Genomic DNA, 12,995 nt, shown 5'->3' with positions numbered 1-12,995 from the left:
GGCGCACCGGCGGTCCGGGGTCAGCCGGGCAGCTGGCCGTAGGCGTGCTCGGGCCGGAAGCGCACGACCAGCCGCCGGTCGGCGACCATCGCCGCGCGGTACTCGTCCCAGTCCTCGTGCTCGCCGGAGACGCCGCGGTAGTAGGCGATGAGCTCCTCGACCGCGGCGTCGTGCGGGTCCTGCGCGACCGGGGTGAGCTCGGCGGTGCCCTCGACGGCGACCCAGGTCCAGAAGTCCTTCGACGCGACGTGCAGGGTCACCCGCGGGTCGCGCTGCAGGTTGCGGGTCTTCGCGCGGTCGGCGGTCACCGAGACGCGGATCAGGCCGTCGTCCCAGGCGTAGCCGACGTTGGACAGCTGCGGCCGGCCGTCGCGCTTGACGGTGGCCAGCACACCCCAGCGCTGGTCGGCGACGAAGGCCAGCAGCCGCGGGTCCGGGCCGGGGGAGGAAGTCATGGGCGCAGCCTGCCTCAGCGGACCCGGCCGCGCGGCCGGAGCGCGACCGGCGGCAGCGGTGGGGCCTCCAGCCGGTCGCCGTCGTAGCCGACGACCGTGCCGAACCGCTGCGACTCGGCGCTCCACTGCTCGGTGTAGCCGGCGATCTCCTCGCCCGTCCGGCCGATGAAGTTCCACCACATGACCAGGCGCTCCTCGAACGGCTCGCCGCCGAGCAGCAGCAGCCGGGACGCCGAGCCGGCGCGCACCCGCAGCGTGCGGCGGCCGGTGCCCAGGTAGAGCATCGCGCCGGGCTCGAGCGGGACGTCGTCCACCGAGGCCGACCCCGACGACGCGAGCAGCCCGTACTCGAAGCCGGGCTCCAGCGGGATCTCCACGTCGGCGCCGGCGGTGAGGGCCAGGTCGACCCCGACCAGGGGCGTGTAGGCGCGCCCTGGCGACGTCGCCCCGCCGAAGGAGCCCATGAGCACCGTGGCCGTGAGGCCGTCGGAGGTGAAGCCGGGCAGTGCGCCGTGGTGCTCGAAGTGCGGGGCCACCTCGCGGTCGGCCTCCGGCAACGCCACCCACAGCTGGGCCCCGTGCAGGAACCGCGGATGGGTCGCCGGTGACTGCTCGGAGTGCGCGATCCCGTGCCCGGCGGTCATGAGCGCCAGCTCGCCGGGCCGGAACCGCACGTCGCTGCCGAGGGAGTCGCGGTGGTGGATCTCGCCGTCCAGCAGCCACGACACCGTCTGCAGCCCGGTGTGCGGGTGCGGGGCCACCTGCATGCCCGGCCCCGCGGCGATGTCGTCGGGGCCGTAGTGGTCGACGAAGACCCAGGCGCCGACCATGCGCCGGCCGAGCGTGGGCAGCAGCCGGCGCACCCGCGTGCTCTCGCCGAGCAGCACCTCCTTGCCCGGGAGCAGGTCGAGCACCGGCCCGGAGGTGGTGCCGTCGAGCCCGCCCAGGTCGCGCGCCGGTGGTCGGCGGTCAAGGTTGCTCATCGCTCGTCCCTTCCTCGGCGCCGGGCGTCAGGCCGGCGTCTGCCCAGTCTCGCCCCGGACGTCGGCGTGCGGAGCCGGTCCCTCCACCCGCTGGGCCGGGATCGAGCCCAGCCGGCCGGCGGAGAAGTCGGTGAACGCGTCCATGACCTCCTGGCGGGTGTTCATGACGAACGGCCCGTACATGGCGATCGGCTCCCGGATCGGGGCGCCGCCGAGGATGACGACGTCCAGCGCGGGGGTGCGCGACTCCTGCCGTTCCGCGCCCCGCACGGTCACCGTGTCGCCCGGGCCGAGCACCGCGAGCTGACCGGTGCGCACGGGGGCGCCGTCGATGCCGACCGAGCCGGCGCCGGAGAGCACGTAGACCAGTGCGTTGAAGTCCGGCCGCCACGGCAGGTCGAGGGTGGCGCCGGGGGCGACGGTCGCGTGCACCATGGCCATCGGTGTGTAGGTGGAGCCGGGCCCGGTGTGCCCCGCGACGTCGCCGGCGATGACCCGGAGGAATGCTCCGGCGTCGGGGCTCGCCAGCAGCACCGAGGAGTCGGCGCGCAGGTCCTGTTAGCGGGGCTCGACCCACTTCTGGGCACGCGGCAGGTTCACCCACAGCTGGAGCCCGTGGAACAGGCCGCCGCTGACCACGAGGTGCTCCGGCGGCCGCTCGATGTGCAGGACGCCGCCGCCGGCGGTCATCCACTGGGTGTCACCGTTGCTGATCGTGCCGCCGCCCCCGTGGGAGTCGGCGTGCTCGAAGGTTCCGTCGATGATGTAGGTGACGGTCTCGAACCCGCGGTGCGGGTGCCAGCTGGTGCCCTTGGGCTCGCCGGGCGCGTACTCGACCTCGCCCATCTGGTCCATGTGGATGAACGGGTCCAGGTCGCGCAGGTCCACGCCGGCGAAGGCGCGGCGCACGGGGAATCCCTCGCCCTCGAACCCGGCGGGCGCCGTCGTCACCGAGCGGGTGCGGCGGCGCACCGTGCGGGGGGCGGGCAGCGGGACCCGCGGCAGGGTGGTGGTGTCCTCGACGGTCACGGCAGGCATGCCGGCCTCCTTGGTTGAGGTCTCAACTAACGCCGACTGTAGCGCTCAGCCGGCCCCGTGTCTTCCCGCGCGCGGGCGGGCCGGGTTTCGGGGGGCGGTCGGCGGGTCAGGCCCTGCGGGTGGAGGGAACCGTGCGGCCGGGCTGCCCGAAGCGCATGGTGTTCGGCCCGTGCGGCGGGGTGCGGGACGACGAGCGCTGCGAGGTGGCCGAGCACCGCTGCGTCTTCCTGGACGGCCCGCTCCCGGAGTGGCCCGGCGACGCGCGCCCGGAGCCACCGGCGACGACCAGCGTCCTGCTCGCCGCCGCGGCGCAGGGCCCGGTCGTGCTCGCCGATCTCAGCGTCGTCCCCTTCGACCGCGGCTCGGTGCGCCGGGTGGTCGCCGAGCTGGCGCCGGTCGCCGACGGGCTGCTGGCCGGGGAGCACGCCGGCCGCCCCGACTTCCCGCCCGCGCTGCTCGCCGCCGAGGTGCGCGCCGCCGGCGGGACCCCGTGGACCACGCTCGCCTGCCGCGACCGCAACCGGGTCGTGCTGGAGCAGGAGCTCGCCGGGCTGGCGGCGGTCGGGGTGGACGGCGTGCTGTGCGTGACCGGTGACGCGCGCGGCCCCGGCGTGCGGGCCGGCGCCAGCCAGGTCTTCGACCTCGACGGCACCCGGCTGGCCGCGCTCGCCGCGGACACCGGGCTGACCGTGGCCGTCCCCGAGTCGCCGGAGGCGCCGCCGACGGAGCTGCGTCCCGCCCGGGTCGCGGGCAAGCAGCGGGCCGGCGCGCAGCTGTGCGTGCTCAACCACGGGCGCAGCCCGGCGCGGGTGGCCGCCTTCGTCGCCGCCTCGCGGGCGGCCGGCGCGACGCTCCCGTTCGTGGCCGGGGTGGCCGTCTACACCGACGAGCGCTCGGCGCGGGTGCTCCAGCGCTTTCCCGGCCTGCACCTGGACGACGTGGTCGTCGAGCGGGTGCTGGCCGCCCCCGACCCGCGGGCGGCCGGGATCGCGGCGGCGGTCGCGGAGGCGCGGGCGCTGCTGGCGGTGCCGGGCGTGGTGGGGGTGAACCTGTCGGGCATGGGCTCGGCGGCGGGTGAGGACGACGGCGCGCGGGTCAAGGCCGCGGTCGCGCACGAGCTGAGGGGAACGGCGTGAGCGAGCTCGAGAGCGAGGCGATGGAGGCCGAGTTCGACACGGTCGCCGGGTGGACCGAGGAGGCGGTGCGGGCGCTGGGCCCGGAGCACGCGATCCCGGCCGGGTGCCGGGGGAGCGGCAGCGAGGGCGCGCTGCGCTGGCTGGCCGACCGGATGGAGCTCCGCCCCGGCGTCCGGGTGCTCGACTCCGGGGCGGGCGTCGGCGGCCCCGCCGGCTGGCTGGCCGCCGAGCGCGGGCTGCGGCCGGTGTGCGCCGAGCCCATGGCCGCCGCCGTGCACGCATCGGCCCGGCTGTTCGGCCTGCCGTCGGTGGTGGCGCTGGGCCAGCGCCTGCCCTTCCCCGACGGGTCGTTCGACGCCGCATGGTGCCTGGGCGTGCTGTGCACCACCTCGGACAAGGCCGCGGCGCTAGCCGAGCTGCGCCGGGTGCTGACCGGCGGCGCCCGGCTCGGCCTGCTCGTCTTCGTCGCCGACGCGCCGCTCCCGCCGCCGCTGCCCGAGGGCAACGAGTTCCCCGCCGAGCGCGAGCTGCTGGGCCTTCTGGCCGGCGCCGGGTTCGCCTGCGGGAGTCGGCCGAGGCCGACCTGGGGGACAGCCCGGCGGAGTGGTCGGCGCGCGCGGACGCCGTCGAGGCCGAGGTGGCCCGCCGGCACGGGGACGACCCGCGGTTCGCCGAGGCGCAGGAGCAGTCCAGCCGGGTGGGCCGGCTGCTCTCCGGCGGTGGTCTGCGGCCGTGGCTCGGGGTCGCCGAGGCCCGCTGACCGCACGCAGGCGTCCGGCGCGGATACTGGACCCGATGAGCGCCCCCCTCAACCTGGTCAACCTCGAGCGGGTGCACAAGGCGCACGGCACGACCGTGATCCTCGACGACGTCTCGCTCGGGATCGCCGCCGGCGAGCGGATCGGCGTCGTCGGCCGCAACGGCGGCGGCAAGAGCACCCTGCTCTCCCTGCTCACCGGGGCCGACGAACCCGACTCCGGCCGGGTCACCCGCCGCGGCGACCTCGCCATGGGCGTGCTCGACCAGTCCGGCACCCTCCCGCCGGGGACCACCGTGCGCGACGTGGTGCTGCCTCCGTCGATGTTCGCCGCCGAGCACGAGTGGGCCGGCGACCCCGCCGTCCGCTCGGTGCTCACCGGCCTCGAGCTGGACCGGCTCGGCCTCGACGCCCCGGTCGCCCCGATGTCCGGCGGCGAGCGGCGCCGGGTCGCGCTGGCCGCCCAGCTGATCCGCCCGCTGGACCTCCTGGTCCTCGACGAGCCCACCAACCACCTCGACGTCGAGGGCGTGGCCTGGCTCGCCGAGTACGTCAAGCAGCGCACCGGCGGCATGGTCGTCGTCACCCACGACCGGTGGTTCCTCGACGAGGTCTGCACCACCACGTGGGAGGTCGCCGACGGCAGCGTGCACGCCTACGACGGCGGCTACTCGGCCTACACCCTGGCCCGGGCCGAGCGCGCGCGGATCTCCGCGGTCACCGAGGAGCGCCGGCTGAACCTGGTGCGCAAGGAGCTGGCCTGGCTGCGGCGTGGCCCGCCGGCCCGCACCAGCAAGCCGAAGTTCCGCATCGAGGCGGCCCAGGCGCTGATCGCCGACGAGCCGCCGGCGCGGGACTCGATGGCGCTCAAGGGCTTCGCCGCCCGGCGGTTGGGCAAGACGGTCTACGACGTCGAGGACGTCGACTACGCCGTCCCCACCGAGGACGGCCCCCGGACCCTGTTCCGGGACCTGACCTGGAACGTCGGCCCGGGTGACCGGATCGGGATCGTCGGGGTCAACGGCGCCGGGAAGACCTCGCTGCTCAAGCTGCTGGTCGGGGAGACGAAGCCGGACGCGGGGACCGTCGTGGTCGGTCAGACCGTCGCGCCGGCGTACCTGTCCCAGCACGTCACCGAGCTCCCGCCGAAGGCCCGGGTGCTGGAAGCGGTGCAGGACGTCGCCCGCATCGCCCGCATCGGCAACCAGGAGATCTCGGCGTCCTCGCTGGCCGAGCGGTTCGGCTTCGCCGCCAACCGGCAGTGGACGCCGGTCGGCGACCTCTCCGGCGGTGAGCGCCGGCGGCTGCAGCTGCTGCGGCTGCTCATGGCCGAGCCGAACGTGCTGGTGCTCGACGAGCCGACCAACGACCTCGACATCGACACCCTCACCGCGCTGGAGGACCTGCTCGACAGCTTCCCCGGCACGGTGCTCGTGGTCAGCCACGACCGGTACTTCGTCGACCGGGTCTGCGACAAGGTGGTCGCGCTCCTCGGCGACGGGACGCTGGCCGAGCTGCCCGGCGGCGTGGACGAGTACCTGCGCCGCAGGGCGGCCGGTGGCGCGCCGCTGACCACGGCGGCGGGCGACGGCGGGACCCGTCCGGTGGGCGCGCCCTCGACGTCGGCGCCCGCGGTGTCGGCGGCCGACGCCCGGGCGGCGAAGAAGGAGGCGAGCAAGCTGGAGCGGCGGATGCTCAAGCTGGACGCCGACGAGAAGAGGCTGCACGAGCAGCTGGCCGCGGCCGCCACCGACTACGCGAAGGCGGCCGAGCTGGACGCCCAGCTCAAGGAGTTGCAGGCGGAGAAGGAACAGGTCGAGGAGGCCTGGCTGGTCGCCTCCGAGACCGCCGAGGGCTGACGCGGGCCCCGGACTCCCTCCCCACCTCCCTCTGCCGACGCTTGTGCTCTGAGTGCGGGTAGCACTCAGAGCACAAGCGTCGGGGGAGCAAGTGCCGGTCAGGCGACGACCGTCTCGGCGCGGTTGCTGGTGCGGCCCGGTCGCTGATCCGCCGGTTTCCCGGAGCGCCGGCGGCGGTACTGGCGGGGAAGGCGCGTCCGCGGGGCGGCGGGCCCACGCTTCGCCGTGCCCGCTCTCGACCACCGTGCCAGGAGTTCCGTGACCGTCCTGCTTCTCTTCCACTTCGGCGCCGGCCTGGTGGCGCCGCTGCTCGTCCGCTGGTGGGGGCGGCAGGCGTTCCTGGCGCTGGCCCTGGTGCCGGCCGCGGGCCTGGGATGGGCGCTGTCCCGGCTGCCGACCGCGCTGGACGGCGGCGAGGTGCGCGAGCGGTTCCCGTGGGTCACCGCGCTCGAGCTGGAGGTGGTGCTCCGGCTCGACGCGCTGGCGCTGGTCTTCGCCGCGCTGGTCACCGGCGTGGGCGCGCTCGTGCTGGTCTACTGCTCGCGGTACGTCGAGCCGGGCGACGAGGACACCGGCCGGCTGGCCGGCCAGCTCACTGCCTTCGCCGGGGCGATGCTCGGGCTGGTCCTCGCCGACGACGTCTTCCTGCTCTACGTGTTCTGGGAGCTCACCACCGTCTTCTCCTACCTGCTGATCGGCGGCTCGGGGGCGAAGGTCGCCGGGCGGCGGGCGGCCGGGCAGGCGCTGATCCTCACCACCGCCGGCGGGCTGGCGATGCTGGTCGGGCTGATCATGCTCGCGCAGGCGTCGGGCAGCACGCTGCTCTCGGAGATCGTCGCCGATCCGGGGTCCGGCGCCATGGTGGTGACCGGCACGGTGCTGGTGCTGCTCGGCGCCCTCACCAAGTCGGCGATGGTGCCGTTCCACTTCTGGCTGCCGGCGGCCATGCAGGCGCCGACGCCGGTCAGCGCGTACCTGCACGCCGCGGCCATGGTGAAGGCCGGCATCTACCTGGTGGCGCGGCTGGCCCCCGGGCTCGCCGACGTGCCCGGCTGGCGGGCCGTCGTCCTCGGGGTCGGCGTCACCACCATGCTGGTCGGCGGCTACCGCGCGCTGCGTCAGCACGACCTGAAGCTGCTGCTCGCCTTCGGCACGGTCAGCCAGCTGGGCTTCGTGCTGACCCTGGTGGGAGCCGGGAGCGCGGCGGTGGGCGCGGCGGGGCTCGCCATGGTGCTGGCGCACGGGCTGTTCAAGTCGACGCTGTTCCTGAGCGTGGGGGTCATCGACCACGCCACCGGCACCCGCGACATGCGGGAGCTCTCCGGGATGGGTCGGCGGCTGCCGGTGGTCACCGCCGCCGCGGTGCTCGCCTCGGCGTCCATGGCCGGGCTGCCGCCCTTCATCGGCTTCGTCGGCAAGGAGGCGGCGTTCACCGCCCTGTGGGACGGCGCCCTGCCCGACCGGACGGCGGCGACCGTGGTGCTGGTCGGCATCGTGGTGGGCTCGGTGTTCACCGTCGCGTACACCGCCCGCTTCCTCTGGGGGGCCTTCGCCCGGAAGCCGGGGCTGCCGGACACCGCGCCGGCCGACCTGGAGCACGAGCCCGGCCCGCTCTTCCTGACCGCGCCGGTCGTCCTGGCGCTGGTCGGTCTGGCCGGTGGGCTCGCCGCCTCCTCCCTCGATCCGCTCGTGGCGGCGTACGCCGAGACGCTGCCCCAGCTCCTGCCCGAGCCGGAGCACCTGGCGCTGTGGCACGGCCTGACCCCCGCGCTCGGGCTCTCCGCGCTCACCCTGGCCGCCGGTGTGGCGCTGTTCCTGGCGCGGGCCCCGGTGCAGCGGCTGCAGCGGCGGGTCGCCGTGCCCGCGTCGGCCGACACCGGCTACTGGAACGTGCTGCAGGGCCTCGACCGGACCGCGGTCGTGGTCACCGGCACCACCCAGCGCGGCTCGCTGCCGGTGTACCTCGGGGTCATCCTGGTCACCGTCCTCGCGCTGCCCGGCGGCCTGCTCCTGGCCCGCGGGTCGTGGCCGGCCGAGTGGCGGCTCTGGGACAACCCCCTGCAGGCGGTCACCGGCGCGCTGGTCCTGGTGGCCGCGGTGCTCGCCGTGCGCATCCACCAGCGGCTCGCCGCCGCCGTCGTCGTGGGGCTGACCGGGTACGGCCTCGCCGTCCTGTTCGTCCTGCACGGTGCACCCGACCTGGCGCTGACGCAGGTGCTCATCGAGACGGTGACGCTGGTCGCCTTCGTGCTGGTGCTCCGCAAGCTCCCCCTCGAGATCGGCGGGCACGCCGGTCCCCGGGTGCGCTGGAGCCGGGGCGCCGTGGCCGCCGGGGTGGGGGTGTTCATGGGCCTGGCCAGCGCCGTGGCCCTCGCCGCCCGGGAGGCGCGCCCGGTGTCGGCCGAGTATTCGGAGCTCGCCGAGGAGGCCCACGGCAAGAACATCGTCAACGTGACCCTGGTCGACATCCGGGCGTGGGACACCTTCGGGGAGCTGTCCGTGGTGCTCGTGGCGGCGACCGGCGTCGCCAGCCTCGTGTTCCTGCGCGGCCGGGCCGGTGCGGTCGCGCAGGCCGAACCCGAGGAGCGGCAGCGGGCGCCGCGGGGCCGCCGCGCGCCGCGGCGGGACTGGCTGGCCGCGTCCTCGACGCTGGCCCCGCGGCGGCGGTCGCTGGTGCTCGAGGTGGTCACCCGGCTGCTCTTCCACGCCATCCTCGTGCTGTCGGTCTTCCTGCTGTTCGCCGGCCACAACGCCCCCGGCGGCGGGTTCGCCGGCGGGTTGGTGGCCGGGCTGGCCCTCGTGCTGCGCTACCTCGCCGGCGGCCGGTACGAGCTCGGCGCGGCCGCGCCGGTCGACCCCGGCGTGCTGCTCGGCCTCGGGCTGCTGCTGGCCGGCGGCACCGGCGTGGTGGGGCTGGCGCTGGGCGCCGAGGTGCTGGAGACGGCGTACTTCGAGGCCACCGTGCCGGTGCTCGGCCACGTCACCCTGGTCACCGCCCTGTTCTTCGACATCGGGGTCTACCTGGTGGTGGTCGGCCTGGTGCTCGACGTGCTGCGCAGCCTGGGGGCCGAGCTCGACCGCCAGGAGGAGGAGGGCGAGGACGAGGATCCCGCCGAAGCGGAGGTGATCGCCCGATGACCCCCACCATCGTGCTGCCCGTGGTGATCGCCGGCCTGTACGCGGCCGGCGTCTACCTGCTGCTCGACCGGAGCCTGACCCGCGTCCTGCTCGGCTTCCTGCTGCTGGGCAACGCCACCAACGTCCTGGTGCTGTCGGCCAGCGGCCCGGCCGGCGAGGCGCCGCTCGTCGGGCATGCGGGCTCGGGGGAGATGAGCGACCCGCTGCCGCAGGCGCTCATCCTCACGGCCATCGTGATCACCTTCGGCGTCTCGGCCTTCCTGCTCGCGGTCATCCACCGCTCCTGGCGGCTGGTCCGGCAGGAGGTCGTGCACACCGACGAGGAGGACCGCCGGGTCGCCGCCCGGACGCCCCGGCACGCCGACGCCATGGACCCCGATGACATCGACCCGGTGGACCTGGCGCCGGGTGACCGCGCGGCCGTCGTGGGCCGGCCCACCGACGTCGAGGAACGGCTGGCCCAGCGCTACCCCGACACCGCCTCCGACGACGTCGGGCTGCCGCCGACCCGTGGGCGGACGACGTGATGCGCGTCCTCGCACCGCTGCCGGTGCTCGTGCCGCTGCTCGGGGCGGCGCTGTCGCTGCTGCTCAGCCGGTTCCCGCGGGCCCAGCGGCTGATCAGCATCGCGGCGATCGGCGGCGTCCTGGGGGTGGCGGTCGCGCTGCTCGTGCTCGCCGACGCCAGCGGTGCGGTGGCGGTGCCGGTGGGCGACTGGCCGGTGCCGCAGGCGATCATGCTGGTGGTCGACCGGCTGTCGGCGCTGATGATCGCGGTCGCCTCCACGGTGGGCCTCGGGGTGCTGCTGTTCGCCGTCGGCCAGGGCGTCGCCGACGGGCCCCGCAGCTCGCCGGTGTCGGTCTTCCACCCGACCTTCCTCGTCCTCATGGCCGGGGTCGGCTTCGCCTTCCTCGCCGGCGACCTGTTCAACCTCTACGTCGGCTTCGAGGTGCTGCTGACCGCCAGCTACGTGCTGCTGACGCTGGGCGGGTCGGCGCCGCGGATCCGCGGCGGCATCACCTACATCGTGGTCAGCCTGATGAGCTCGCTGCTGTTCCTCGCCGCCATCGGCCTGATCTACGCGGCGACCGGCACGGTGAACATGGCCCAGCTGGCCCTGCGGCTCGGCGACCTGCCCGACGGCACCCGGCTGCTGCTGCACGGGATGCTGCTGGTCGCCTTCGGCATCAAGGCGGCGATCTTCCCGCTCTCGGCGTGGCTGCCCGACAGCTACCCGACCGCGCCGGCGCCGGTGACCGCCGTCTTCGCCGGGCTGCTCACCAAGGTCGGCGTGTACGCGATCATCCGCACCCAGACGCTGCTGTTCCCGGGCGGGGCGCTGGACACGGTGCTGATGTGGGCGGCGCTGGCCACGATGCTCGTCGGGATCCTGGGCGCCATCGCGCAGACCGACCTGCGCCGGATGCTGTCGTTCACGCTGGTCAGCCACATCGGCTACATGATCTTCGGGATCGCGCTCTCCACCCCGGCGGGGCTGGCCGGGGCGGTGTTCTACGTCGTCCACCACATCGTCATCCAGGCGGCGCTCTTCCTGGTCGCCGGGCTGGTCGAGCGCCAGGGCGGCAGCACCACCGTGGCCCGCCTCGGTGGGCTGGCGACGGCGTCCCCGGTGCTCGCCGTCCTGTACCTGGTGCCGGCGCTGAACCTGGCCGGCATCCCGCCGCTGTCGGGATTCCTCGGCAAGCTCGGGCTGCTGCAGGCCGGGGTCGCGGCCGGTGGGGCGCTGCCCCTGGCGCTCGTCGCCGCCGGGGTGGTCACCAGCCTGATCACCCTCGTGGCGGTCAGCCGGGTGTGGTCGCGGGCGTTCTGGCGGCCGCCGCAGCAGGCCGAGCACCTGGAGACCCCGGCCGACGCCGCCGCCGACAGCGGTCCGGACGTCGGCGACGCGGCCGACGGCACGGGAACCGATGGCACGGCGACCGGCGGAGGGGACGGCCCGCGCGGGTCGTCGAGGTCCGGGCTGGGCACCACGCGACGCGGCGACCGGGACGCGGCGTGGGCGCGCCAGGTCGCGCTCGCCACCGGCGGCGAGGACGCGGAGCTGCCCGCGGATCCCGACAGCCTCGACCAGCGCGAGCGGATGCCCCGCGGGCTGGTGGGCGCCACGGCCGGGCTGGTCGCGGTGAGCGTGGCACTCACGTTCCTGGCCGGGCCGCTCTACGCGCTGACCGACCGGGCCGCCGTCGACCTGCTGAACCGGACGCCGTACGTGGAGGCCGTCTACGGCGACGGCGGCCCGGCGAGCTCCGCGGAGGACGTCCCGTGAGCCCGGACGCCCTCGTCGGCCGCGGCACCCGCCAACTGCCGGTCATCGCCTGGCTGGTGCTGATCTGGGTGCTGCTGTGGGGCTCCTTCTCGTGGGCCAACGTGCTGTCGGGGCTGGTGGCCGCGGTGGTGGTCACCGTGGCCTTCCCCCTGCCCGGGGTGACCGAGCACGCGCGGTTCCGCCCGCTGGCGGTGCTGTCGTTCCTCGGGTTCTTCCTGCGCGACCTGGCCGTCTCGAGCGTGCAGGTGGCGTGGGCCGCGGCGCGGCCGGGGCCGCCGGTGCGCTCGGCGGTGATCGTGGTGGAGCTGCGGACCGACTCCGACCTGCTGCTCACCCTGATCGCCGAGACCCTCAGCCTCGTGCCGGGTTCGATGGTGCTCGACATCGACCGGATGCACCGGACGATGCTGGTGCACGTGCTGCCGGTGACCGACGAGGCGGACGTGGAGCGCCAGCGGGCCGACGTCCTGGTCGTCGAGGAGCGGGTGGTGCGGGCGTTCGGCAGCAGCCGGGAGATCGCCGCGCTGGACGGCCCGGACGGCCCGCCCGCGGAGGCGGCCGCCGACGACGCGGGGAGGAACCGATGACCGTGGTCTGGGTGGTGGCCTACACCCTGCTGTCCGGCGGCGCGGCGCTGTCGATGGTGCGGGTCTGGCGGGGGCCCTCGCTGCTCGACCGCGTCGTCGCCACCGAGACGCTCCTGGCGATCATCGCCGGTGGGATCGCGGTGTACGCGGGCCTCGCGCGCGACCCCGCCGTCGTCCCGGTGCTGCTGGTCGTCGCCCTGCTCGGCTTCCTGGGCGCGGTCTCCGTGGCGCGGTACGTGGGCGGCATGCTGATCAAGTCCGGCACCGACGACGGCCGTGCGGCCGGCCTGCCCCCGGCCGCCGAGCAGACCGTCGAGGGGCGGTGACCGTGGTGCGGGAGATCCTCGACGTGGTGGCCATCGGCTTCCTGCTGCTGGGCTCGGTGATGGCGCTGGCGGCCGGGGTGGGGCTCGTCCGCTTCCCGGACGTGATCTCCCGGCTGCACGCCGGGACCAAGCCGCAGGTCGCCGGTGTGCTGCTGATCATGGTGGGCGGCGCGATCCGGCTCGCCGGGACGCCGGTGGTGTGGATGCTCCTGCTCGGCGGCCTGCTGCAGATGCTCACCGTCCCGGTGAGCGCGCACATGATCAGCCGGATCGCCTACCGCCGCCGGCACGTCCGCGAGGACCTGCTGGTGGTGCACGAGGCCGGGTTCGCCGGGCTGGCCGACCTGCAGGACGACCCGCCCGGCGACCAGCCGGCGGACGCACCCCGGGACCAGGGCGACAGCGGCTGACCGCGGCCGGGCCCCGTCC

13 protein-coding genes and 1 pseudogene are annotated in these 12,995 nt (G+C 75.3%); 10 read left to right on the top strand and 4 right to left on the bottom strand.

Translation table 11 applies throughout. The features are described 5' to 3' along the window. Positions 1–20: 20 nt before the first annotated feature. Genes BD833_RS12025 through BD833_RS23000 form a run of 4 tightly spaced genes read right to left on the bottom strand, consistent with a single transcriptional unit; the run spans position 21 to position 2,476 of the window. A complete protein-coding gene (locus BD833_RS12025) occupies positions 21–455 on the bottom strand; it encodes a PPOX class F420-dependent oxidoreductase (RefSeq protein ID WP_166533389.1) in 435 nt (144 codons plus the stop codon). 14 nt (positions 456–469) lie between these two features. Beyond that, on the bottom strand, positions 470–1,438 hold the full coding sequence (locus tag BD833_RS12020; RefSeq protein ID WP_166533388.1) for a pirin family protein: 969 nt from the start codon (positions 1,436–1,438) through the stop codon (positions 470–472). Between the two features lie 27 nt (positions 1,439–1,465). Further along, positions 1,466–1,972: a pirin family protein gene (locus tag BD833_RS23005; protein WP_243737616.1), complete on the bottom strand. Its 507-nt coding sequence runs from the start codon at positions 1,970–1,972 to the stop codon at positions 1,466–1,468. 24 nt (positions 1,973–1,996) lie between these two features. Next, the gene (locus tag BD833_RS23000) at positions 1,997–2,476 is read right to left on the bottom strand and encodes a pirin family protein (protein WP_243737615.1); all 480 of its coding nucleotides are present in this window, start codon (positions 2,474–2,476) and stop codon (positions 1,997–1,999) included. A gap of 119 nt (positions 2,477–2,595) precedes the next feature. Between BD833_RS23000 and BD833_RS12010 the strand changes: the two genes are divergently transcribed. The 10 genes and pseudogenes from BD833_RS12010 (at position 2,596) to mnhG (ending at position 12,976) form a co-directional block, all read left to right on the top strand. After that, the gene (locus tag BD833_RS12010; protein ID WP_243737614.1) at positions 2,596–3,612 is read left to right on the top strand and encodes a methylenetetrahydrofolate reductase C-terminal domain-containing protein; all 1,017 of its coding nucleotides are present in this window, start codon (positions 2,596–2,598) and stop codon (positions 3,610–3,612) included. A 20-nt stretch (positions 3,613–3,632) separates the two neighbouring features. After that, positions 3,633–3,998: pseudogene (locus tag BD833_RS23470) on the top strand (class I SAM-dependent methyltransferase); the annotation flags it as partial. A 251-nt stretch (positions 3,999–4,249) separates the two neighbouring features. Further along, on the top strand, positions 4,250–4,372 hold the full coding sequence (locus BD833_RS23250; RefSeq protein ID WP_279536016.1) for a hypothetical protein: 123 nt from the start codon (positions 4,250–4,252) through the stop codon (positions 4,370–4,372). A gap of 35 nt (positions 4,373–4,407) precedes the next feature. After that, the gene (locus BD833_RS12000; protein WP_166533387.1) at positions 4,408–6,228 is read left to right on the top strand and encodes an ABC-F family ATP-binding cassette domain-containing protein; all 1,821 of its coding nucleotides are present in this window, start codon (positions 4,408–4,410) and stop codon (positions 6,226–6,228) included. Between the two features lie 258 nt (positions 6,229–6,486). Beyond that, positions 6,487–9,366: a Na+/H+ antiporter subunit A gene (locus BD833_RS11995; RefSeq protein WP_166533386.1), complete on the top strand. Its 2,880-nt coding sequence runs from the start codon at positions 6,487–6,489 to the stop codon at positions 9,364–9,366. Next, positions 9,363–9,893 (top strand): Na(+)/H(+) antiporter subunit C, encoded by a 531-nt coding sequence (locus tag BD833_RS11990; protein WP_166533385.1) that lies wholly within the window; start codon positions 9,363–9,365, stop codon positions 9,891–9,893. Before BD833_RS11995 ends, BD833_RS11990 begins: the two co-directional genes overlap by 4 nt. Then, positions 9,893–11,653 (top strand): Na+/H+ antiporter subunit D, encoded by a 1,761-nt coding sequence (locus tag BD833_RS11985; protein ID WP_166533384.1) that lies wholly within the window; start codon positions 9,893–9,895, stop codon positions 11,651–11,653. Before BD833_RS11990 ends, BD833_RS11985 begins: the two co-directional genes overlap by 1 nt. After that, positions 11,650–12,240 (top strand): Na+/H+ antiporter subunit E, encoded by a 591-nt coding sequence (locus BD833_RS11980; RefSeq protein ID WP_166533383.1) that lies wholly within the window; start codon positions 11,650–11,652, stop codon positions 12,238–12,240. The genes BD833_RS11985 and BD833_RS11980 overlap by 4 nt, the downstream gene beginning before the upstream one ends. Beyond that, positions 12,237–12,566, top strand: coding sequence for a monovalent cation/H+ antiporter complex subunit F (locus tag BD833_RS11975; RefSeq protein ID WP_166533382.1), 330 nt, complete (start codon positions 12,237–12,239; stop codon positions 12,564–12,566). Before BD833_RS11980 ends, BD833_RS11975 begins: the two co-directional genes overlap by 4 nt. Further along, positions 12,563–12,976 carry a monovalent cation/H(+) antiporter subunit G gene (mnhG, locus tag BD833_RS11970; protein WP_243737613.1) on the top strand — a complete coding sequence of 138 codons (414 nt, stop codon included), beginning with the start codon at positions 12,563–12,565 and terminating at the stop codon, positions 12,974–12,976. The genes BD833_RS11975 and mnhG overlap by 4 nt, the downstream gene beginning before the upstream one ends. The last annotated feature ends 19 nt before the right edge of the window (positions 12,977–12,995 follow it).

The organism is Blastococcus xanthinilyticus (genome assembly GCF_008124835.1).
Lineage (GTDB): Bacteria > Actinomycetota > Actinomycetes > Mycobacteriales > Geodermatophilaceae > Blastococcus > Blastococcus xanthinilyticus.
Note: the sequence above shows the minus strand (reverse complement) of the source record. Positions and strands in the feature narration are given on the sequence as shown.

Coding starts and splice junctions, on each gene's coding strand:
- BD833_RS12025 (WP_166533389.1), bottom strand. CDS start 455: ATGACTTCCTCCCCCGGCCCGGACCCGCGGCTGCTGGCCTTCGTCGCC.
- BD833_RS12020 (WP_166533388.1), bottom strand. CDS start 1,438: ATGAGCAACCTTGACCGCCGACCACCGGCGCGCGACCTGGGCGGGCTC.
- BD833_RS23000 (WP_243737615.1), bottom strand. CDS start 2,476: ATGCCTGCCGTGACCGTCGAGGACACCACCACCCTGCCGCGGGTCCCG.
- BD833_RS12000 (WP_166533387.1), top strand. CDS start 4,408: ATGAGCGCCCCCCTCAACCTGGTCAACCTCGAGCGGGTGCACAAGGCG.
- BD833_RS11990 (WP_166533385.1), top strand. CDS start 9,363: ATGACCCCCACCATCGTGCTGCCCGTGGTGATCGCCGGCCTGTACGCG.
- BD833_RS11985 (WP_166533384.1), top strand. CDS start 9,893: ATGCGCGTCCTCGCACCGCTGCCGGTGCTCGTGCCGCTGCTCGGGGCG.
- BD833_RS11975 (WP_166533382.1), top strand. CDS start 12,237: ATGACCGTGGTCTGGGTGGTGGCCTACACCCTGCTGTCCGGCGGCGCG.